This is a genomic window from Paenibacillus eucommiae, assembly GCF_017874215.1.
Lineage (GTDB): Bacteria > Bacillota > Bacilli > Paenibacillales > NBRC-103111 > Paenibacillus_AI > Paenibacillus_AI eucommiae.
On record NZ_JAGGLB010000014.1, the window covers coordinates 192708 to 214298 of the forward strand.

At 47.9% G+C, this 21591-nt stretch carries 17 protein-coding genes; 8 read left to right on the top strand and 9 right to left on the bottom strand.

Going from position 1 to position 21591, the window contains the following annotated elements; translation table 11 throughout:
* The first annotated feature begins 89 nt into the window (after positions 1 to 89).
* The 3 genes from J2Z66_RS20665 to J2Z66_RS20675 all read left to right on the top strand — a co-directional run bounded on the left by J2Z66_RS20665 (position 90) and on the right by J2Z66_RS20675 (position 1618).
* Positions 90 to 515 carry an SRPBCC family protein gene (locus tag J2Z66_RS20665; protein ID WP_209973868.1) on the top strand — a complete coding sequence of 142 codons (426 nt, stop codon included), beginning with the start codon at positions 90 to 92 and terminating at the stop codon, positions 513 to 515.
* A gap of 2 nt (positions 516 to 517) precedes the next feature.
* Positions 518 to 913 (top strand): ArsR/SmtB family transcription factor, encoded by a 396-nt coding sequence (locus J2Z66_RS20670; RefSeq protein ID WP_209973870.1) that lies wholly within the window; start codon positions 518 to 520, stop codon positions 911 to 913.
* Positions 914 to 1435: 522 nt separating this feature from the next.
* On the top strand, positions 1436 to 1618 hold the full coding sequence (locus tag J2Z66_RS20675; protein ID WP_209973872.1) for a hypothetical protein: 183 nt from the start codon (positions 1436 to 1438) through the stop codon (positions 1616 to 1618).
* Positions 1619 to 1893: 275 nt separating this feature from the next.
* Here the strand turns inward: J2Z66_RS20675 and J2Z66_RS20680 are convergent, their stop codons facing one another.
* Together J2Z66_RS20680 and J2Z66_RS20685 are read right to left on the bottom strand one after the other, a co-directional pair.
* Entirely contained in the window at positions 1894 to 2682 is a 789-nt protein-coding gene (locus J2Z66_RS20680) for a flagellar motor protein MotB (RefSeq protein WP_209973874.1), read from the bottom strand.
* On the bottom strand, positions 2666 to 3463 hold the full coding sequence (locus J2Z66_RS20685; RefSeq protein WP_209973876.1) for a flagellar motor protein: 798 nt from the start codon (positions 3461 to 3463) through the stop codon (positions 2666 to 2668). Before J2Z66_RS20685 ends, J2Z66_RS20680 begins: the two co-directional genes overlap by 17 nt.
* Positions 3464 to 3753: 290 nt before the next feature.
* On the opposite strand from J2Z66_RS20685, the gene uvrB reads away from it, so the two are divergent.
* The 3 genes from uvrB (at position 3754) to J2Z66_RS20700 (ending at position 9224) form a co-directional block, all read left to right on the top strand.
* Positions 3754 to 5751 carry an excinuclease ABC subunit UvrB gene (gene uvrB, locus J2Z66_RS20690; RefSeq protein WP_209973940.1) on the top strand — a complete coding sequence of 666 codons (1998 nt, stop codon included), beginning with the start codon at positions 3754 to 3756 and terminating at the stop codon, positions 5749 to 5751.
* 46 nt (positions 5752 to 5797) lie between these two features.
* Positions 5798 to 8680: an excinuclease ABC subunit UvrA gene (gene uvrA, locus J2Z66_RS20695; RefSeq protein WP_209973878.1), complete on the top strand. Its 2883-nt coding sequence runs from the start codon at positions 5798 to 5800 to the stop codon at positions 8678 to 8680.
* Between the two features lie 331 nt (positions 8681 to 9011).
* Positions 9012 to 9224, top strand: a complete 213-nt coding sequence (locus J2Z66_RS20700; RefSeq protein ID WP_209973880.1) for a hypothetical protein — start codon at positions 9012 to 9014, stop codon at positions 9222 to 9224.
* A gap of 125 nt (positions 9225 to 9349) precedes the next feature.
* Here J2Z66_RS20700 and J2Z66_RS20705 read toward each other — a convergent pair whose 3' ends face one another.
* The 6 genes from J2Z66_RS20705 to J2Z66_RS20730 form a co-directional block, all read right to left on the bottom strand.
* Positions 9350 to 10318: a sugar phosphate isomerase/epimerase family protein gene (locus tag J2Z66_RS20705; protein ID WP_209973882.1), complete on the bottom strand. Its 969-nt coding sequence runs from the start codon at positions 10316 to 10318 to the stop codon at positions 9350 to 9352.
* A 66-nt stretch (positions 10319 to 10384) separates the two neighbouring features.
* On the bottom strand, positions 10385 to 11542 hold the full coding sequence (locus tag J2Z66_RS20710; RefSeq protein ID WP_209973883.1) for an MBOAT family O-acyltransferase: 1158 nt from the start codon (positions 11540 to 11542) through the stop codon (positions 10385 to 10387).
* A gap of 102 nt (positions 11543 to 11644) precedes the next feature.
* Positions 11645 to 12538: a hypothetical protein gene (locus tag J2Z66_RS20715; protein WP_209973885.1), complete on the bottom strand. Its 894-nt coding sequence runs from the start codon at positions 12536 to 12538 to the stop codon at positions 11645 to 11647.
* Positions 12539 to 12571: 33 nt separating this feature from the next.
* Positions 12572 to 13768, bottom strand: a complete 1197-nt coding sequence (locus tag J2Z66_RS20720) for a hypothetical protein (RefSeq protein WP_209973888.1) — start codon at positions 13766 to 13768, stop codon at positions 12572 to 12574.
* Positions 13769 to 13774: 6 nt separating this feature from the next.
* Positions 13775 to 14032 (bottom strand): acyl carrier protein, encoded by a 258-nt coding sequence (locus J2Z66_RS20725; protein ID WP_209973889.1) that lies wholly within the window; start codon positions 14030 to 14032, stop codon positions 13775 to 13777.
* A gap of 80 nt (positions 14033 to 14112) precedes the next feature.
* Positions 14113 to 17385 (bottom strand): FG-GAP repeat domain-containing protein, encoded by a 3273-nt coding sequence (locus J2Z66_RS20730; protein ID WP_245375698.1) that lies wholly within the window; start codon positions 17383 to 17385, stop codon positions 14113 to 14115.
* Positions 17386 to 17610: 225 nt separating this feature from the next.
* Between J2Z66_RS20730 and J2Z66_RS20735 the strand changes: the two genes are divergently transcribed.
* Together J2Z66_RS20735 and J2Z66_RS20740 are read left to right on the top strand one after the other, a co-directional pair.
* Entirely contained in the window at positions 17611 to 18078 is a 468-nt protein-coding gene (locus J2Z66_RS20735) for a GNAT family N-acetyltransferase (RefSeq protein WP_209973891.1), read from the top strand.
* A 119-nt stretch (positions 18079 to 18197) separates the two neighbouring features.
* Entirely contained in the window at positions 18198 to 20744 is a 2547-nt protein-coding gene (locus tag J2Z66_RS20740; RefSeq protein ID WP_209973892.1) for a U32 family peptidase, read from the top strand.
* Between the two features lie 522 nt (positions 20745 to 21266).
* On the opposite strand, the gene J2Z66_RS20745 is transcribed toward J2Z66_RS20740, so the two are convergent.
* Positions 21267 to 21587, bottom strand: a complete 321-nt coding sequence (locus J2Z66_RS20745) for a hypothetical protein (RefSeq protein WP_209973894.1) — start codon at positions 21585 to 21587, stop codon at positions 21267 to 21269.
* Positions 21588 to 21591: the final 4 nt, after the last annotated feature.

The following is a 21591-nucleotide window of genomic DNA, read 5'->3' on the forward strand; positions in this document are numbered from 1 at the left end:
CGAAACCAAATGGTTTCGTAAAAAGTTCGTAAGAATTTTCGTAAAAGGTTTCTGATTACATGGTTTTAATTTAAACTGGAGGAATGGACATGGATCATCAATCTCAAAATACGCTGCCTGACATCCGCAAGACACTAGTGCTGAATGCTCCGATTCAAAAAGTTTGGAACGCTGTCGCCACATCGGAAGGTATTGCTGCCTGGTTTATGCCAAATGATTTTCAGCCTGAAATTGGGTACGAATTTCATTTAGAGGCAGGGCCATTTGGCAAGTCCCCCTGCAAGGTAACGGAGCTTGCTCCTCCTAATCGTCTTTCTTTTGAGTGGGGTAAAGATTGGAGTCTGACATTCGAGCTTACTGAATTGGAAGATAAGACAGAAATTACGCTCATCCATTCCGGTTGGGATATTAATAAAGCCACAGAGTTTGGAGAGTCCCATGAGATTGTGCGTGAGCGCATGAATCAAGGCTGGGGTGGACTTCAAAAATCTTTGGCCACTTATGTAGAGGCCTAACAATGGCAGAGCCCAAGCACGACGTTTTTCAGGCTATTGCCGATCCTACCCGCCGCGGGCTGCTGAAGCTTCTCGGCGATCAGGAGATGCCAGTCACCCTAATCAGCGGCCACTTTCCGATGAGCCGGACGGCTGTTTCCAAGCATTTGCGTATTTTGGCTGATGCGGGGCTGGTCAGAGAGCGGAAGGTCGGCCGGGAAACCCGGTACCGGCTTGATCCGGAGCCGCTTATGGAACTAAAACGATGGCTTGCTTACTATGAGCAATACTGGGGAAATAAAATGGCTGCGCTCAAGCTGTTCGTTGAATCAGACGATCCGGCGGGGGCTTTTGCTCCTGTACGGTTGGAAGCGGTCGAGCGGAAGAGCGATAGTAGCGGTCCGTCTCCCCCGAAATGAGGGTCCGCTGCACTTAACGATGTTTTTATCGTTAAAGTAGCAGCCCTTCATTCTTAGAAGAAGCGACAGCATCCTTGCCCGTTAGGAAATCTCCTCCAGCCAAGAGAAAAAACTCGTAAGGCAGTCTGTTAGAGTGTGGTATTCGTGCGGTTGTAGCTGAGAGAGGGGATGCCTGGAGTGAAAGGAGTTAGTCACATGGTGCAGCTTTACAGTGATGAAGTGATCGGTGTGACTGTTCATTCACCAAGGGAATCAGAAAGGAAGCGCAGATTTCCCTATCGCCACTATCCCTTTCTCTCAGGAAGTAACATTTACTGGAAGTCTGCTTGTTGGTTTTGAGCGTGTGCTACTTTAACGATGTTTTTCATCGTTAAAGTAAGTCGTCCAGGTCAAACAGTCACGTTAATGATGATTTTCATCGTTAAAAGAGGCCGAAGGGCTTCTAAGGGTGATTAAAAGAGATTTTAACGATGTTTTTCATCGTTAAAGTAAGAATATGGAGCGGACCCGGTGCTTTTAACGATGAAAAACATCGTTAAAGTTCTGGTTGTGAGTGCTGGCGGGCCGTTCTTCATCCCCAGCGCCTGTGACCGCTGGGAAATCTCCACTAATCAAGAGAAAAACCCTTGCTGGCTGTCCGTTTGGCTTGGTGTTCGTGCGATTGCAGCTAAAGAGAGGGAAGGGGTGTGGGAGGAAGAGCGTTAGCGTCCGCCTTTAAAGATTTGTTCCTACCTCCTCATCGATACCATTCAGGGAACAAATCTTTAACAGCGGCTGGAGCCCACAGCCATTCCCTCCGAAACGCACCCACGTTACGAACACGCTCATCAAAGGACGCCGCAAGGCGTCTGTCTTAAGATATGACAAAAAGACATGGCAAGGTCGAGTCACTTTATGTGCACGCTATCTTAGCCAGGTCTTTTTATTTTTAAAAAATGCTGTAGTTTTAATACAATATTAACCTGAAAAATGATTATGATTTAAGGCTTTGTGGTCGTATCCTGCGTTGGATCGTTGCGAAGAACGATAATTTCAACTCTTCTGTTTTTAGCCCGGTTCTCATCGCTGTCGTTTGGTACTTTGGGCTTCGTGTCGCCATAGCCTGTTGTGATGAATTTGCTGTCATCCAGGCCTGCTGTATTTTTGAAATACCGCAGCACGGATAAAGAGCGAGCGCCGGATAATCCCCAGTTGTCTATTAGCTGCGAGCCGGATGACAAAGGAAGGTTATCTGTATGGCCTTCAATACTTATAGTAGAATCCAGAGTAGGAAATAAGCTTGCAAGCTTTTGCAGAATCGGGAAGGATGCCGGTTTTAAGTCGGCCTTGCCCAGATCGAACAGGAATAGATCATTTAAGGTAATAGCTACTCCTCTATTAGTGTTCGTGGCCGATACCTGGGTTTGCAGATTTTGCTCTTTAACATAGGTGTTTATTTTACGCAAAAGATCTTCAAGTTCTTTTTCCTTCTTGATGTTCTCTTGTTCTTCTTTATTTTCATTGGTCTTATCTTTGTCTTTATCTTCCGCGTCCCCGTCAATAGGAGTAAGCTGCCCACTTATGCCCTTCCCCTTCTCAAGGATGGAATCTCCGCTGGCAAATTGTAAGTTAAGGGTTTGGGATAACACGGTGTATTTCTCTACATCTATCTTGCTCATCGCATACATGATAATGAAAAAGACAAGCAGCAGCGTGATAAGATCAGCATATGTAATAAGCCAGCGTTCGTGGTTGACATGTTCCTCTTTCTTCTTACTTCTCCTCGACATCGTCTATACCTTCCTCTACCTTACTTTTCTTGGAGTCTTTGTCATGTAAGAAGGAGGCCAGCTTTTTCTTAATTAATTGCGGATTCTCACCAGCTTGCAGCGCGAGTATGCCTTCGAGCATAAGCTCCATCTCGGCAACCTGTTCCTTTCCGCGGATTTTGATTTTATTGGCAAGCGGAAGGTAAAGCGCGTTGGCGCTCATAACTCCATACAAGGTAGCGCAAAAGGCTACGGCAATTGCTGGTCCTAGGCTTCCGGGGTCATCCAGGCTCCCCAAGACGTGAATCAAGCCCATAACCGTACCGATAATTCCCATTGTTGGAGCGTACCCGCCAGCGGCTTCAAACACTTTGGCCATATTGTCAACCTGGTGTTCGATCGCATCCATTTCAAGCTCGAGAATTTGCCGGGTCAGCTCTGGATCTGTTCCATCAACGACCATCATGAGTCCGTCCTTGAGAAATGGATTCGGATGTTCCTGGGCTCTCTGCTCTAAAGCCAATACGCCCTCTCTTCTTGCAATAGACGCCATATCCACGACCTCTTCGATGGTTGCGCCGGGGTCCCGTTTGGCTTGCTTGAAGGCAATCCCCAATGCTTTGGGAACCGTGGCGAGGGTTGAAACAGGAAAACTAATAATGACAGCTCCAAAGGTTCCTCCAAAAACAATGACCATAGCGCTCGGCACGATCAAAGAATCAAGGTGCCCGCCATCCATCATATAGCCTCCAAGCAAGCCTGCAAGGCCTATAACCAAACCTATTATTGTTGATAAATCCACGTTAGTACCACCCCTAGTTCAGCATGAGAAAGAATAGGCAGATTAACTGCTTTATCTGGAAATATCAGACAGAGTATGAAATAATATATGTTCTGATATTCTAAAAAAACCGTGCGCAGGAAAGTTTTAATATTTGCATCGACGGATAAAAAAAGGTATAATAAAACGGGAACAAACATTCTTATGATGTTGAATATGTCGGATTACCTAATTTATTATCGGATTCGAACTTTAAAAAGTTTAGAGATAAGTTTTTTACTTCCTCGGTGTAGGTGATAATTATGAATGATATGAATGATATTGTCGTCAGTCAAAAGAAATTCGAGCTCGTATCGGATTTTACTCCCCAAGGGGATCAGCCTAGAGCCATAGAAGAGATTTTGGAAAGCATCCAACAGGGCAACAAGCATCAAACACTATTAGGGGCAACGGGAACAGGGAAAACGTTCACTGCCGCTCAAGTCATAGCTAAGTTGAATCGCCCAACGCTGGTGATCGCTCACAATAAAACACTCGCCGCCCAATTGTGCAGCGAGTTTAAAGAGTTTTTTCCCAACAATGCTGTTGAATATTTCGTCAGCTACTACGATTATTATCAGCCGGAGGCTTACATTGCTTCGTCCGATACGTTCATTGAGAAGGATTCCAGTATCAATGAAGAGATTGATAAGCTTCGCCATTCGGCTACAAGCTCTCTTTTCGAACGGCGGGACGTCATTATTGTTGCGAGCGTTTCGTGTATTTACGGCTTGGGATCGCCGATGGAATACGGCTCCCTGTTGCTTTCGCTGCGTGTAGGTATGGAGAAGTCCCGCAACGAGCTTTTGCATAGGCTAGTAGATATTCAATATCAGCGAAATGATATGAATTTTGTCCGCGGCACCTTCCGGGTGCGGGGCGATGTTGTTGAAATTTTCCCTGCTTCTCATGGCGAACACGCAGTTCGGGTGGAGCTTTTCGGGGATGAAATAGAACGGATTACAGAAATTAACGTGCTCACTGGGGAAATCATCGGAGAGCGCGATCATATTGCCATCTTCCCGGCCTCTCACTTCGTGACGCATGAGGATTCGATGAAACGGGCTATCGTCAACATTGAGCGCGAGCTGGAGGAGCGTCTTGCCGAGCTGCATGACAAAGGAAAGCTGTTGGAGGCACAACGTCTGGAGCAGCGCACCCGTTATGACCTGGAAATGATGCAGGAGATGGGCTTCTGTTCTGGTATTGAGAATTATTCAGGACCGCTGACCTTTCGTGAGCGAGGAGCAACTCCGTATACTTTATTGGATTATTTTCCTGAGGATATGTTGTTTATCATTGATGAGTCCCACGTTTCCTTGCCGCAGATCCGCGCTATGTACAATGGCGATAGGGCGAGAAAGGAAGTGCTGGTGGAGCACGGCTTCAGGCTGCCCTCTGCGCTAGATAACCGGCCTCTTCGTTTCGAGGAGTTTGAAGAGAAGATGACACAGATCCTGTATGTTTCGGCAACTCCAGGACCTTACGAAATGGAGCATTGTCCGGAGATGATTGAACAAATCATCAGGCCTACAGGACTTTTGGATCCTATTATTGAAGTCCGGCCTACCAAAGGTCAGATTGATGATCTTATTCATGAAATTCATGAGCGGATACGCAGAGACGAACGTGTGCTGGTGACGACTTTAACCAAGAAAATGTCCGAGGATTTAACGGATTACTTGAAGGAAATCGGCATCAAAGTGCGCTATTTGCACTCCGATATCAAGACGCTGGAGCGGATGCAGATTCTTCGTGATTTACGGCTCGGTACCTTCCATGTCCTGATTGGTATCAACCTGCTGCGGGAAGGACTGGATTTACCGGAGGTCTCATTAGTAGCCATTCTCGATGCCGACAAGGAAGGCTTTCTGCGGTCGGAACGTTCACTCATTCAGACGATAGGGCGGGCGGCAAGAAACTCGGATGGCCGTGTCATTATGTATGGGGATCGGATCACCGATTCCATGGAGAAAGCGATTCGCGAGACAAACAGGCGGCGTGAGGTACAGGAAGCGCATAATGAAGAGCGTGGGATTACACCGATTACGATCGCCAAGAAAATTCGTGATGTGATTGAGGCAACGAAGGTAGCTGAGCAGAAAGCCGATTATTTGACGGATATCAAGGGAGCGAAGATGTCCAAGAAGGACCGCGCTTCATTAATTGAGCGTCTCGAGGCGGAAATGAAGGAAGCCGCAAAAAATCTGCAGTTTGAGAGAGCTGCCGAGCTGCGTGATGCGGTTTTGGAACTTAAGGCGGAAGCCTAGCTTGGCGATTTCCGATAAGTGAGATTTGGAGAGGATGGATTTCATAGTGGCCAGAGAGAGTATCATCATTAAAGGAGCAAGAGCTCATAATTTAAAAAATATAGACGTTACGATTCCGCGTGATCGTTTCGTTGTGCTTACCGGGCTAAGCGGATCGGGGAAGTCTTCTTTAGCCTTTGATACGATCTATGCAGAGGGACAACGCAGATATGTCGAGTCCCTATCGGCGTATGCCAGACAATTCCTGGGACAAATGGACAAGCCGGATGTGGATTCCATTGAGGGTTTATCACCGGCGATTTCGATTGATCAGAAAACAACAAGCCGTAATCCGCGTTCTACTGTGGGTACAGTTACGGAAATATATGATTACCTACGTCTTCTTTTCGCCCGGGTTGGACGACCGCATTGCCCTACACACGGAATTGAAATTACCTCCCAGACCGTAGAGCAAATGGTCGACCGTATTATGGAATATCCGGAACGGACAAGACTGCAGATTCTGGCTCCGCTTGTGTCAGGCCGTAAGGGAGAGCATGTCAAGCTGCTCGCTGATATTCAAAAACAAGGCTTTGTCAGAGTTCGGGTCAATGGAGAAATTATCGAACTTTCTGAGAAAATTGAACTGGAAAAAAATAAAAAGCATACGATTGAAGTTGTGATCGACCGAATTGTAGTGAAGGATGACGTCCATGCCCGGCTTGCCGATTCGTTGGAAACAGCGCTGAAGCTTGCTGATGGCAGGGTTCTGGTCGACGTTATGGAGAAGGAAGAGCTGCTGTTCAGCCAAAATCTGGCTTGTCCAGAATGCGGCTTCAGCATCGAAGAGCTCGCTCCGAGAATGTTTTCATTTAACAGCCCTTTCGGAGCTTGCCCGGAATGCGATGGCTTGGGCAGTCAAATGATTGTTGACCCAGAGCTGCTGGTACCAAATAAGAGGATGTCGATCGAAGAAGGCGCCTTTGAAGCCTGGGCGGGAAGTACGTCCAATTATTACCCGCAGTTTCTGGCGGCAGTATGCTCGCACTATAAGATTCCCCGGGATGTACCCATCTCTGAAATTACAGATGATCAAATGAAAATATTGCTGTATGGGACTGGCGGGGAGAAAATCCGCTTCCGCTATGAGAGCGATATGGGCGTCACCAAAGAAGCGCTCGTTCCATTCGAAGGGATTATCCGCAACCTGGAGCGGCGTTACCGGGATACATTCTCCGAAGGTATTCGTGAGCATATCGAATCTTATATGAGCTCTAAGCCTTGTCCCAAATGCAAAGGGCAGCGTCTGAAGCCCGAAACGCTGGCTGTCACGATCAATGGCAGGAATATTGCTCATTCTACAGCTTTGTCCATTGGAGAGGCACAGGAATGGTTTGGGGGCCTTAAACTCACTGATAGAGAGCTGGCAATTGCCCAATTGATTCTCAAAGAAATTAATGCAAGACTAGGCTTTCTCGTCAACGTTGGACTGGATTACCTGACCTTGCATCGTGCTGCTGGGACATTGTCCGGAGGCGAAGCGCAGAGGATTCGTCTTGCTACCCAGATCGGCTCAAGCTTGATGGGCGTCCTTTACATTCTGGATGAGCCTAGTATTGGGCTGCACCAAAGGGATAATGCCAGACTTATTCAGACGCTTGAGCATATGCGCGATCTTGGAAACACGCTAATTGTCGTAGAGCACGATGAAGATACGATGATGGCCGCCGATTATATCATTGATATCGGACCAGGAGCAGGGATTCATGGAGGTCAGGTGATTGCTCAGGGTACTCCGCAAGAGCTGATGGAGGACTCCAACTCTTTAACCGGCCAGTACTTAAGCGGTAAGAAGTTTATTGCCATTCCTCCAGAGCGGCGCAAGCCTAATGGTAAATGGCTGGAGATCAAAGGGGCCAAAGAAAATAATTTAAAAGGCGTTTCGGTGAAAGTACCGCTAGGTATATTTACCTGCGTTACAGGAGTTTCGGGTTCAGGCAAGAGCACCTTGATCAATGAAATACTGTACAAAACCTTAGCTAAAGAGCTTAACGGAGCCAAAGTGCGCCCTGGAGAGCATAAAGAAGTGCTTGGACTTGAGCATATCGATAAAGTAATTGAAATCGACCAGTCGCCAATCGGAAGGACACCGCGTTCCAATCCTGCAACATACACGGGAGTGTTCGACGATATCCGTGACTTGTTCGCATCAACAACCGAAGCCAAAATCCGCGGTTACAAGAAAGGCCGTTTCAGCTTTAATGTCAAAGGCGGCCGCTGTGAGGCTTGCCGCGGAGATGGAATCATTAAGATAGAAATGCATTTTTTACCTGATGTTTACGTACCCTGTGAAGTATGCAAAGGTAAGAGGTACAATCGCGAAACTCTGGAAGTGAAGTATAAAGGGAACAATATTTCCGAAGTTCTTGGGTTGACGATTGAAGATGCTGTCGAGTTCTTCAAAAATATTCCGCGCATTCACCGTAAAATGCAAACACTGCTGGATGTTGGCCTTGGCTACATGAACCTGGGTCAGCCGGCCACTACGCTATCCGGTGGGGAAGCACAGCGTGTGAAGCTCGCTGCTGAGCTCTACCGCCGCAGCACAGGCAAGACGATATATATTCTTGATGAGCCCACGACCGGGCTTCATATTGACGATATTGACCGTCTGTTGAAGGTGCTGCACCGTCTTGTAGACAATGGAGAAAGCGTGCTTGTCATTGAGCATAATCTGGATGTAATTAAAACAGCAGATTATATCATCGACCTAGGACCAGATGGAGGCAACCGTGGTGGAGAAATTGTCGCCGTCGGTACTCCAGAGGCAGTAGTTAAGGTAAAGAAATCTTACACTGCACAATACTTGAAGCCAGTACTTGAGCGTGATCGCCAGCGTTCAGAAGATTACGATAAGCGGCTTAAAGTGTTGGAGGACGCTGTAGGATAAGAAAGAACCGTCAGGGAGCATTGAATCCCTGATGGTTTTTTGTGAACCGTTGGAGGACAGTGCGATAGGGCCGTAAAGCCTGGCAGGATCGATTTAAATACGGGCCCAGCATGTTCCGCGTAATAAATATTCGATAAAATGGATATTTTATACTTGTGGAGAAGATTAGAAAATCACGATTCATCCGTGAAATATGTACAGCTAGGACGAGAATTTCTTAAAAAGGTGACAAACTTGTTACACATGCCTTGAATCGCTTGCATAACAAAGCTAATCAAGCTAACATAGAGGTAAAATGATATGGTACGAGATACGAAGAGGAGGTCTCTCAATGTTTTTAGCGGAAGAGGCGGAAAAAACCAGCACATATACAGGTACATTTACAATGTTCGACCCTTTTGTTCTGCTTTTCACAATCGTTATTGCAATAGCTTGCATTAGGCTTCTATCCGCAAGAAGAAAGAATAAGTTTGCAATTGGCTTTTCAGTTGTTGCTTTATTAGTCTTTTTGCTGATGGACTTTGTGATGATATCGGGTTGGTAGTTCTTAGAGACGCAAGTCCTTATAAATGTGTAACAAAAAGCCAACAGCTTCCGCAAATGCGGCGGTTGTTGGCTTCTTTTTTTGAGCATCTGGACTTCAATCTTCAAGTTTTCAATGTGAGGCTGTTACACCCACCACATTTCTCCAAGTGGCTCCTTGATAAGAAGCTGCTGCAGGTTCTGAGCGGCTTTGCTAAAGCCTTCTTCAACGGACATTAATCCGTCTTCATGTTCAATGCTTACTACGTAATCGTAGCCTACCAGTCGAAGCGCGCTGATGATATCTGCCCACGCTTTGAGATCATGCCCGTAGCCAACGGTACGGAACTGCCATGCCCGGTCAAGCATATGTGTATAGGATTGCATGTCAGTGAGGCCATAGCGGTTGACGTTGATTGGATCGATGGAAGTATCTTTGGCATGGAAGTGATGAATAGCTCCTGCACGCCCGAGAATGTTAATGGACTGCACAGGGTCAATGCCCTGCCACCACATATGGCTCGGATCCAGGTTAGCTCCTATAACCTCGCCTGCTGCTTCACGAAGTCTAAGCAAAGTGGCAGGGGTATGTACGGAGAATCCGCCATGCAGCTCAAGGCCAATTTTGACCCCGCGGTCAGAAGCGTATTTGCCGCTTTCAGTCCAATAAGGAATAACTTTATTTTCCCACTGCCAGCTCAGTATTTCCTGGAAATCGTTCGGCCAAGGAGCTACCGGCCAGTTCGGATATTTAGCATCCTCATGGTCGCCTGGGCAGCCTGAGAAGCAATTGACTACAGGAACTTCCAGGCGCTGAGCCAGCTCTACGGTTTGGAGAAAGGTATTATGATGCTCTTGAGATATTTGCTTTTGTGGATGAAGTGGGTTGCCATGACAGCTTAGAGCGCTAATCGTAAGGCCCCTTGATTCTACAGCCTGTTTAAAGGCTTTAAGCTTTCCAGCGTCAGCAAGAAGCTCTTCGGGCTTACAGTGAGCATTGCCAGGATAAGCGCCTGTTCCGATCTCAACTGCATCAAGACCCTTGGATGAAATATAGTCCAGCGCTTCCTCAAAGGGCTTACCCGCGAAAAGTACCATAAATACGCCTAATTTCATTAACCTACACCTCCAGAAATGGTAAAAAGAACGCGCGATCATTTCAAATTATACCATTGTTTCCAGTTAAAAAGAAGGGAGGTTCAGCAGACCGCGATAAATCCGCAGCACAGCTTCATGATCCGGGCTATAAATGATTACAGCCAGGGTAACAAGGGCCTGCGTGCAAAAGCAGCGGAAATAGAAATAAGTCTTGGAAGACTTCTTTTTGTTGACGGTCGAAAGCTGAAATAAATTTTCCAGAGCTAACAGAAGGCCATGATAAACGCCCCATAAGAGATAAAGCCATGAGAAGCCGTGCCACAAGCCAATGAGCACCATAATGAGCAGAGACAAGCCTGCCGCTGTAAGGCGGGATGGTGTTTTCCGGGAAAAGAACATGAAGATATGATCGCGGAAAAAATCTCCCAGAGTAGCATGCCAATTACGCCAGTATTGAGTTAAGGTAGGAGACAGGAACGGCCGTTTGAAATTTTCCGGCATGGTGTAGCCCATCAGTCGCCCAAAGCCAATAGCAATGTCCGAGTAGCCTGAGAAATCGAAGTAGATTAAAGCATAAAACCAAATCATCAGGAAGATGGATTGGTGGGTGTGCAGATCATTTTGAAGCACATCGTTAAAAACGCCAGTCATCCAGGTGACAAGTACAATTTTTTTGAATAGCCCGAGGACGATACGCTTTATGCTATCTTCGAACAAGGCTGCGTTTACTGTGTAAGGTTTCTTGCTGTCAGCCATAAAATCACGGAATTTGAGAATGGGGCCAGACGTAAAGGTAGGAATAAATAAAATATAATTGCTGTAATCCAGCAGGGGAACTTGTCCTTTTTTCTCAAAAAAGTAAGCAAAATAGTAAGCATCGATCACCTTCAGCACATTATAGATAAGCCCGAGGTAGATGATCGTGTCAAATAACGGATTTTGAAAAATACCCATGACGAAAAACCGGATACCGATGAATACAGCAGCCACATTAGCAAGGATCGCAAACAGGAACGTGGCTGTGCGCCAAAGTTTCGTGCGGCATAAATAAACAAAACCCAAATAATTAAGCAGCGTAAAAATCAGATAGAACACAAGCAGCTTCTTGCTGAACAATAGCAGGAAGCAGACGCTGAACAGCAGGGTAAGCACTCTTTTATTGTTAGGATAACGGCGGGTAAGCATAAGAATGACGACCATGCCGAGCATTGCCATTATTGCGTTCATGTTCAAATAAAACATAGCTGCAGTACTCCCTTGATTAGAATCCCTCGTAAATAAATAAGCCGTTTCCTGTAAAATACACAAGCACTAAGTAGAGCATGAGAAGGTAAGCTAAGATTTCTAAGGTTTTCTTAACGACTCTAGCCATGCGTCAACCTCCTTCGTAAACTGCGGTGCACCATCTGCGCGATTCAAATGAACAAGATCATGGAAATACTTAGCATCAAAAGTATCCATTAGATCAAGAATGGGGACGCTGCCAGCTTCCAGGCTGCTGTTGACGGCTTGTTTGAGCTCTGCGACATAAGGCGGATGCTTATAGTCAGGATGCCAAGGCATCCAGATGACACGCAGCGGCAGCTTGTGATCAGCGGCATAGGCGATGACCCAATCCAGGGCGTCCAGGTTTTTCTGGAAATCTTTAAGACGCATCCAGCCGAAGCGCTGGTCATAGTCATTCCATTTGTCCTTCATCCAGGCTTGGTCCTGTTGGCCGAAATAAAGCATCTTGTCGATCCATGAAGGCGTGTAGGCCAAGCTGCCATTGCTCAAATTTTTTACAAAATCCTCGCCGGTTTTACGAAAATAGTCGCGATACGTATATACATAGGGCTGATACCAAGGCTTAAACCACTGATAAGTAGCATCCGTTTCTAGGCTGTCAATCATCGTGTGCACATCTATGCCAATAACGAGCTGGTCTTTGATTTGATACAGATCTTTTTGCAAAATGCCCTGCAAATCAGTCAGCTTTCCATAGGATAAGCCCATCTCAACAAGCGGCGACGCCGATTTCTCTTCGATATACGCACCGGTCACTGACGAATTGCCGAAGAAAACCGGCCCCGAGCGGGACCAGCTGTGGTGGAATAGCGTTTTGGTAAAATCATTTTTGTAAAAGCGGCGGGAGCTCTCCATCGGATTCCAGAAGGAAATCAGCGCATTGGAAAGCAGGAGCACCGCCAGAAATAAGAGCACAAAGCTGTTCGCTTTAAGAAAAGAGAATAGTTTCAACGGATATCACTCATTACTTGGTTTGATAGGAGCTTACAGCGATTTCTCTTGCCAATCTGCATACTGCTCACGGAAAGTTGTCGGCCACTGCTCCTGATCCAGTCCATACTGAGCCAAGAAAGCGAACGCCCAGCGTTCTATGCCAAAGCCTACACAGCCAGTGACAGCGTTACGTTTGCCCATTTTGATGTTAAAGGCATTGCCGAAGGTGTTGCTATGAAAATTAACGGAGCTGCAGGCGATTGATTTATTTTGATAAGGAACCGTTAAGCGCAGCTCGTATTTCATTTCCTGATTGCGCTGGAAGGAGGCCTTCACTTGAAAATCATTGGTAAAGAAAGGATCGTTAGCAATCTCCAGCAAGCTGTCAACTTCCCATTCAACGGCCAGTTCCTTCAAATATTCAATGGATTTCAAGCGGTTTTCTTTGACAAAGTCAGGCTTACCGACAAAAATAATTTCCCTCATCGAGAAATCGAGCAGACGGCCGAAATCACTGTGGTTTTTGGATTCGAAGCGGTGGCATTTGGCAATGGCGGTAACGACGATCCCGTCTCCTTCCAGCGTTTCGTCCTGCAGGCCTTCGTAGCAGTGATAACAGGTAGATGGATTCATAACAAAATTCGGCTGCGGCATATTCTTGTCAAGCTCAAGGGCTTGATCTTTATTCCAACCTCCAGCTTTACGAATCGAATCTGAGAAGGCTTCAATCACATCCAGATCCTCACGAAGGTGGGTCAAGAAATGAATATGCTCCGGAAATGAAGTGAAATGGTTCGTTTTATTTAAGGTTTCGCAATGGATAACGGCAGGGTAAGACTCCTCCTGCATGCCTTCAAAGCGTTTGGCAATCTTGTTCACGAAGGAAAAATCTAGAAAGCGCATCAGGCTGGAAAACGGCTCGCGAAAAATGAAAAGGCCAGGCTCAAGTACCTTGATAGCCTTGCTGTCGATCAGCTCGGAAATGATATCTCCTGTGTAAGGAGTAGTGATCTTGTTTTCAAACAAAATATTTTCTTTAAAGCCGAAATCTCCTTTGGAAAAACGCTCAATCAGGCGGTTAACACGTTCGGACACTACATCGCTGCCCAACGGAGATTCGTGCTCGATATGGATAAAGCCGTCCACAATCCGAATATCGCGAATATGCTCATCGACGAAGGCGGAGGCATATTTCAGTTGTCCATGCTGGCTTTCAGCTAAACGCTCAAGAGAAATTACACATTCCATGATCGGTTACCTCGCTATCTTGTTAGAAATGAAATCGGCTATTTCACGAACCGTGTTGAGCGGATAGAGCATCAGATCCTGGTTGGTTACCTGGACGTTGTAGGTTTTCTCGATGTGAGCAATTAGCGCAGTAGCGCCGATGGAGTCAATATATCCGTAATCGAACAAATGAACATCCAGGTTAAAATCGTCGTCGTCAGCCTCAATCTCATAACGCTCACGGATATGCTGCTCCAACTGCTGCAAAAATTCCTCATTAGACATGGATGAAGCCTCCTGTATGGATGGGATAGTGGGTAATTGGGTGTTACTTGGCTATTATGAATGGCAGTGGTAAGCTGCCCTTACTTCTCAGCTCTGCGGACTGTAATACTTGTTATGTCTCCGTAATGAGTAACTGTGTATGTTTGCTCGTTGGCGTTATGCTCAATTTTCAGATCTGAGCTGCCTTGATCAGATTCTAAGCTTTCAATAACAAGGGCTTCCGGGCTAAAAAGCTTGATCTGCTGCATGCCAGCTGAAAGCAGGTCAATGCGCAGCTGGTCACTCTCCCGGTGCATCGTAAACGGTACATTGGAGCGGAGCAAATGCAGGCTTGCATCGCTTGGCCCGATATGCAGAGAAACCATTTTTCCTACGCCGACATAGAAGCTGTTCTCCCGTTGTAAATATATATCGGAGTTTGTATGCAGCGAGTAGGAGTAAAGCTTGGTTCCTTTCTCAATCTCCACACCCAAAGTGCTTTTGTAAGCCCCGGCTTGCTCCGGCACTTGACTTAAATCCGGAGTAATCCGTAAATCCCAATGTGGATTATCAGGTGCCAAACGGTCCTTCAGCTTATTCCACAAATACACAGCCCAAGGACGGCTTACTTTGACTTTGCTTTTCATGGCGGTAAGCAGAGCTTGGGCCATTTGCGTTTCAGTCATAAAGTTATATTCTTCCTCAGTCCGCAGCTTGTCAAAATAATCGGCAAACTTGCTCAGATTGGCGATTTTATTGGAATTCGGAAAATGATACTCAATATGCTCGAAATAGTCAATTGGCATATCAAGCGCGGCCATGGATCGAAAAATATCCGTGGTTGGACTCGGACCATCAAGATGCAGCACCGGAGTTGGTGTATGGACGAGCATAGGTGATGCAGACTTGCTATCCTTATCCTGCAGCAGGAAGGGCAACGACCAGATATGCTCTGGTCTAGAGATCACTGGCGAATGGGCAGGGAAAAAGCCAAAGTTATACCAGATGCCTTGCTCCTGCTCACTGCGCAGCGTCTGTCGCGGGTCCAGATTGTTAACGCGCCATGTATGTTGGTTGGTTCCCGGGTTGTTCCAGGGAATTCCAAGTGTCTCGAACGCTTTCTTGTGCAGAGAGAGTTCCTTAAGCTCCTGCTCACTGGTAAAGAAGTTATGCACGAAGACGTGCGGATTCAAATCCAGGAAATTGTCTTTCGCATAAGCAATAAATTCCTTCAGCTCTGACTGGAAAGGAAAATGCGGGCTGTCGATCGCTATAGGAGAACCAAACTCTACGCTGCCTACGAGCAAATCGTCTTTTCCATCATGGTTGATATCATACCATAGCGGAACTGAATTATGACCAGCCACCAGGGCTTTATTTCCCACCTGGTTGAGGGTTGCTCCTTCGAGGGGACCCTTACCCGTCCAGGAGCCATCGGCTTCCTGGATATAGAGCAGCAGGTCCCCTTCGTTGCTGCCTACCACAATATCCGGTCGGCTGTCCCCGTTCATGTCGCGCACCGCAGGCGCGGCATAGCGCCTCAAGCCGGGCAGCTGGAACAGCTCCCTGCCCGCCTCATACCGCAGGCCATCGCTGCCGCTGATGCCCTCGAACAAGTGCACGCGTCCGTCGCCATCGCCGACGACGAGATCGAGCACGCCGTCGCCGTTCACGTCGGCGACGACCGCTGCTGCAGGGCCCTGCACCTGCAGCTTGCCCGTGCCTGCGCTGAGCTGCACAGGCTCAGCGAACTTGCCGCCGCTGCGCCCCGGCAGCAGGAGCACAGCGCCGGACTCGTCGGAAGCGACGAGGTCCGGCAGGCCGTCGCCATTCACGTCAGCAGCGTGAATGGCGGCGTAAGGCTGGAGCTGGACAGGAGTCCCCGACTCCAGCTCCAGCTTGCGGGCCTCGCCGAAGGTGTCCGGCGGGGCTGCTCCTTCAGGCAGCGGCTCGCTTGCGTAAGTCGCTGCGTCAGGTCCCAGATTCGTGTAAGCATACACGAATCCGTCGGCGCTGCCGGCGAGCAGGTCGAGGCGGCCATCGCCGTCGATGTCCGCGAGCGCCGGGAACGCGCGGTAGGGCAGCTCGATCGCGCTGGCGAGATCGCGGTACGGCAGGAAGGTGGCGAGCCGCAGCGGCTGCCCGCCGCTCAGCAGGTGCAGGCCGCTGCTGTAGCCCGAGCCCGGCAGCTCGCCGGCGAACTGAGGCTGCTCGTTGGTTCCGCTGTTGAGCTGGACGGTGAGGCTCTCCCGCCATTGCCCCCAATAGAACGAGGAACGCACGAGCGTGAAGGACGGGATCTGATTGTAACTTTTGAGCAGCTCCGCCCACTGAATGCCATCCATCTGACCTATAGAAGGCAACGCTTCAAAATGATTCTGAAAAGCCATAGCAGGCCGGCCATTGGGTCCGAGCACCTTTTTGATGCTGTAGCCGTGCTTCAGCTTGGACACAAAAGCGGTATACTCACTGCGGAACAAGGAGTTCGCCGCGGAAAAGGCAAAGTTGAAATAAGGCTCAAGCGGCAGTGCTCTTTTATTAAAATAAGCGGTTCCGGGCACGCTTGGAGCTTTGCTGTCATAACGCTCGGCCAGCTGGGCAAAGCCCTGGTTCGGGTCCATACCGCTTTCCATGTCATAGCCAGTCGGGAAATAACGGTTCGGCATAAAGCTGCTGCTGAGTAAAACCGTTCCGGCACCTACTTGATTAAGCGAGCAAAGCGCAAGACCATCCAAGCCGACAAGCGTGTTGGCTGTAGAAGGCACCAGACCGTATCCCCAATCAAAGCCGGGAAGCTCCTCCATGGTGTTCCTTTTGAAATAGCTCTCGGTAAAAAGCTTGAACACCTGCTGCATACCGCCAATATTCGCATCCGCCTCCGGAAAAACGAATCCAGGAACACCAGAGACCGGCGGCACGGTCACAACCTTCTCCGCTCCCAGAAAATCAGCCGGGAAAGCAGTGGCAAAGCCATTTTCGAGAAATAAATGCCCGCCCTGTTTAACAAAGCTGATCAGCATATCCCTATAAGCTTCACTATTACCTTCACTATTACCTTGCTGCATACCTTCACGAACGGTGGAAAGCTTGCCCTCCTGGAGTAGAGCGGGATCCAGGTAGACGGCATCGTAGGCGCGCAGCTTTTTGAGAGTAGCGACAGACAGACTCAGCTTCTCCACATCCAAATTAGCTTGAAGTGACTGCTCGAAATTTTCGAAGGCAGAGGTATCCAGGCTGTCCCCATTAGTTACATAGAGCAGACTGACCTTATCTTCCTTCTGTATAATAAATAGAAGCGAAACGGCAACAAGCAGTAAAATGGCAATAGCAATAAGCAGCTTTTGTACTAGAACTCTTGATTTATTAAAAGACAAAGGAATCCCTCAATTATAAGTGTAGGTAACTATCCTCGCCATTATAGCATTTATGCCCTGGTTTGTTAACTTTCGAGGTGGACAATGCTCATTGGGTGACGGAAAGTACTTGGAAACACCTTGACGCCTAGGGGGAGTGGTTATATCATCAATTGTATTACCGAATTATATAGCAAATTAAATCACCAATGAAGAAATTACTTAGGAATTCTAGGAGGAAACCGCATGCCTGATATGCTTGTCAAATTGTATGAATTACCTGCGTCAGGGCCCCTTGTTCAGAAATTAAGCGAGTCCGGAATTGAGATCAGAAGGGCGCTTGCACCGGAAAAACACGTCGTTGTCGAATGGGTCAGGCAAATGTTCAATGAAGGCTGGGCAAGTGAATGCGAGGTTGCTTTCTCCAGACTTCCAGTTTCATGCTACATTGCCGTCGAGAATAAGAAGATTCTTGGGTTTGCTTGCTATGATTCCACCTGCAAAAACTTTTTCGGACCCACAGGTGTTGACGAGACTTACAGAGGCAAAAGCATTGGCAAAGCGTTACTCCTGGAGAGCATGCATGCGATGTCGGGAGAAGGATATGCATATGCGGTGATTGGCGGTGCTGGACCCATTGATTTTTATGCTGGTGCTGTAGGTGCAGTAGAAATCGCGGGTTCTGTCCCTGGCATATATCGTGGTTTACTATAATTCTAAACAATTTCAATACAATTTAATACGGTAATTCAAATTTTCGATTGGCTTCCCTCCCGTTATTTCTGTTACACTAAAGAGAAGAACAGAATTGTCAATGGAAAGGAACACCCCTAATGCATACAATACGCAGGGAAGATATAGAACTGTTAGCGCCGGCCGGTGATTGGGATTGCCTGAGGGCGGCAGTCGCGAATGGTGCGGATGCCGTTTTTTTTGGCGTGGAGAAATTTAACGCACGGGCAAGAGCACATAATTTTCTGATGGACGAGCTGCCAGAGATTATGTCTTTCCTTCATTTATATGGAATAAAAGGCTTTTTAACCTTCAATATCCTCGTGTTTGAGGAGGAGCTAGGCGAAGCGAAGAAGCTGATTGAGGCCTGCGTGGACGCAGGTGTAGATGCGGTCATTGTTCAGGATCTTGGTCTTGTGAAAATGATTCGCGAAATCTCCCCCGATTTCCCGATTCACGGATCGACACAGATGACGATCACCTCGCCGGAGGCGGTTGAATTCACGAAGCCTTTCGATATTGAGCGTGTCGTGCTCGGGCGGGAGAATAATCTCAAGCAGATCAAGCAGATCGGAGATCAAGCCAAGCTGCCTATGGAGGTATTCGTACACGGAGCATTGTGCGTCTCCTATTCGGGGCAATGCTTGACGTCCGAAATGTGGGGCGGACGCTCCGCCAACCGCGGGGAATGCGCGCAGGCCTGCCGCTTGCCGTATGATTTGATGGTTGACGGCGTCCAGAAGCCGATGGGTGATGTTGCCTACCTGCTGTCGCCGAAGGACCTTGCGGCATTGGAGATTGTACCGGAGCTGATTGAAGCAGGCGTCAGATCCTTCAAGATTGAAGGCAGGCTGAAAAGCCCTGAGTATGTCGCCAACGTTGTAAGCAAGTACCGCAAGGCGATCGACCGTTATTTCGACGGGCAGAACGAGCGGGCGTCCAAGGAGGAGCTGCGTGAGCTGGAGCAAAGCTTCTCGCGCGGATTTACGTTTGGCTTCCTGAAAGGGACGAACAATAAGCTGCTAGTCGAGGGGACCTACCCGAAGAGCCGCGGGGTGTTTGTCGGACGTGTGCGGCAGATTTTGCGCGACGGCGTCATTTGTGAGCTGGAAGCTCCGCTGAAGCGGGGAGACGGCATTGTATTTGATGCTGGCGACCCGACGAAGAAGGAGGAAGGCGGCCGGATCTATGATCTTCGCCGTAAGGGCGAGAAGCTGGAAGGCGAGGCCGAGGGCGGTCTTATTGAGATCGTACCAGGGCGTAATGACGTGGACTTGAATCGTCTGCATGTCGGCGATCGGATCTGGAAGACCAATGATCCGCATCTGGATAAGCGTTTAAGACAAACTTATGAGACCGACAAGCCTTACAGAACCTTTCCGGTCAGCGTGAGGATTACAGGCTCAGCAGGCCAGCCGCTTAAAACCTGGTGGACCGATACCAAGGCAGGCCATACCGTATTTGCAGAGTCCGAGCTTATGCTCGTTCAAGCCGAGAAAAGGCCTATGGATGAAGCCTTATTTCAAGAACAATTCGGCCGTCTCGGCGGTACCATATATGAGCTCGATAAGCTGGAGATACATTTGAGCGGAGATTTAATTGTACCTATGCGCGAGCTTAATAGTATCCGCCGCAAAGCGGTGGAGCTGATGGAAGAGCAGCGGCAGAGACCACGCGTCTATCAAAAAAATGCGGTTGAAGTGTACCAAGATACACCAGCCTCTGCAGCCTCTGCACCTTCCGCAGTCTCTGGATTCTCGGCAACTACAAGTACAACAAGCAAGGAGCAAGCCAGGCTGACGGCGCTCTGCCGTACTCTGGAGCAAGTGCATGCCGTGCTGGAGACTGATGTAGAGTTTATTTACGCTGACTTCGAATTTATTAAGCAATTCCCTGCAGCTGTACAAGCCGTTCATGCTGCCGGGCGGAAGATTGCGCTAGCTACACCGCGTATTCACATGCCTGGGGAAACTGGCTATTTCCGCAACATCCTGGCTCTGAAGCCGGATGCTGTGCTTGTACGCAATACAGGTGCTGTGTACTTCTTCATGAAGCACAGATGGGAGCATCCGGGTGATTATCAGCCAGAGCTTATCGGGGACTTCTCCTTGAACTTGGCAAACCATAAGGCAGTTTCCCTGTTTCTTGAGTCAGGGCTTAATAAGGTTACACCTTCATATGATTTAAACATTCAACAAATGGTCGATCTGCTTCGTCGTACAGACACATCGAAGCTGGAGGTTGTCATTCACCAGCATATGCCGATGTTCCATACCGAGCACTGCGTTTACTGTACCTTCCTTAGTGAAGGGACGGACTTTACGAACTGTGGCAGACCGTGTGAGGAGAAGCGTGTCTCTCTTCAGGATCGTGTCGGTATGTCTCATCCCGTCCGTGTGGACGAAGGCTGCCGGAATACGGTATATAATGCAGTTGATCAATCCGGTGCGGAATATTTGAGCCATTTCATGGACCTTGGGGTTCGTTCCTATCGGGTAGAATTTCTAGAGGAATCGGCGGAAAAAGTACAGGAAGTGCTAAAGCTTTACCGTCGTGCACTGGAAGGCCGGATCAGCGGCACCCAAGTATGGAAATCGCTCAAAGCGACCAATCAGCTTGGTGTGACACGTGGACAGCTAGTGAACTAACAATTAATCGTGCAATTAAAGCGTGAAATTAAACCGAGCAGCCAGAGAAGAGCAGCAGTTATGCCGCATCCCTCTGGCTGCTTTTTCTTCGGGACGTAACTGGCATAAAATACAATATTAAGAAAAAATAAACTTTCTATTGTTTAAACACTGACTTGGGGTGGGGATGTTACCAGGAAATTATTTTTTCTGACATAAGTACAATGGCCGGAACGTTTTACTTTTAGAAATAATTTTTCTGACATATGTACAAAGAACAGAACATGAGATTTTTGGATTTTTACATTGCTTTTTTTGACATATAAGAAAGTTTAAGTGCTTTACAGTGTTAAAGTATGGAATTGGGCCAGCCTTCTAATTGCGGAAAGCCAACCCTCCACTAATCAGAAAGGAAGCTAAGAAAGCTCATCCTATCGCCACTATCCCTTTCCCTCAGGTATGCAACTTCTGCTGTCAGTCCGTTTGAGCGTTAGTAGCGGCCCACCCTCCGCCGAAATGAGCGTGCACTAGACTTAACGATGTTTATACGAAAATAGGACTATTTTCATTCTTGGTGGTGACGTAGGCTACGAACGTCATGGATGGTTTTTCATCGTTAAAGCAAGGATGTGGAGCCGACCTGATGCTTTTAACGATGAAAAACATCGTTAAAGTAGAAGATCCTTCCCGGCTGCGTGCGCTCTTCTTCCCCAGCGCCTTTGAATGATTGAAAATATATTCCAACCAAGAAAAAAACCTTGCTGGCTTTCCGATTGAGCTTGGCGTTCGCGCGATTGTAGCTAAAGAGAGGGAATGGCTGTGGGCGGAAGAGCGGTAGCGTCCGCCTTTAAAGATTTGTTCCAACCCC

Excerpts from the sequence above, each read along its gene's own strand:
- J2Z66_RS20670 (WP_209973870.1), top strand. The coding sequence starts at position 518 with ATGGCAGAGCCCAAGCACGACGTTTTTCAGGCTATTGCCGATCCTACC.
- J2Z66_RS20680 (WP_209973874.1), bottom strand. The coding sequence starts at position 2,682 with ATGTCGAGGAGAAGTAAGAAGAAAGAGGAACATGTCAACCACGAACGC.
- J2Z66_RS20710 (WP_209973883.1), bottom strand. The coding sequence starts at position 11,542 with ATGTTTTATTTGAACATGAACGCAATAATGGCAATGCTCGGCATGGTC.
- J2Z66_RS20705 (WP_209973882.1), bottom strand. The coding sequence starts at position 10,318 with ATGAAATTAGGCGTATTTATGGTACTTTTCGCGGGTAAGCCCTTTGAG.
- J2Z66_RS20725 (WP_209973889.1), bottom strand. The coding sequence starts at position 14,032 with ATGTCTAATGAGGAATTTTTGCAGCAGTTGGAGCAGCATATCCGTGAG.
- uvrB (WP_209973940.1), top strand. The coding sequence starts at position 3,754 with ATGAATGATATTGTCGTCAGTCAAAAGAAATTCGAGCTCGTATCGGAT.
- J2Z66_RS20665 (WP_209973868.1), top strand. The coding sequence starts at position 90 with ATGGATCATCAATCTCAAAATACGCTGCCTGACATCCGCAAGACACTA.
- J2Z66_RS20720 (WP_209973888.1), bottom strand. The coding sequence starts at position 13,768 with ATGGAATGTGTAATTTCTCTTGAGCGTTTAGCTGAAAGCCAGCATGGA.
- J2Z66_RS20735 (WP_209973891.1), top strand. The coding sequence starts at position 17,611 with ATGCCTGATATGCTTGTCAAATTGTATGAATTACCTGCGTCAGGGCCC.
- J2Z66_RS20675 (WP_209973872.1), top strand. The coding sequence starts at position 1,436 with ATGAAAAACATCGTTAAAGTTCTGGTTGTGAGTGCTGGCGGGCCGTTC.
- J2Z66_RS20700 (WP_209973880.1), top strand. The coding sequence starts at position 9,012 with ATGTTTTTAGCGGAAGAGGCGGAAAAAACCAGCACATATACAGGTACA.
- J2Z66_RS20740 (WP_209973892.1), top strand. The coding sequence starts at position 18,198 with ATGCATACAATACGCAGGGAAGATATAGAACTGTTAGCGCCGGCCGGT.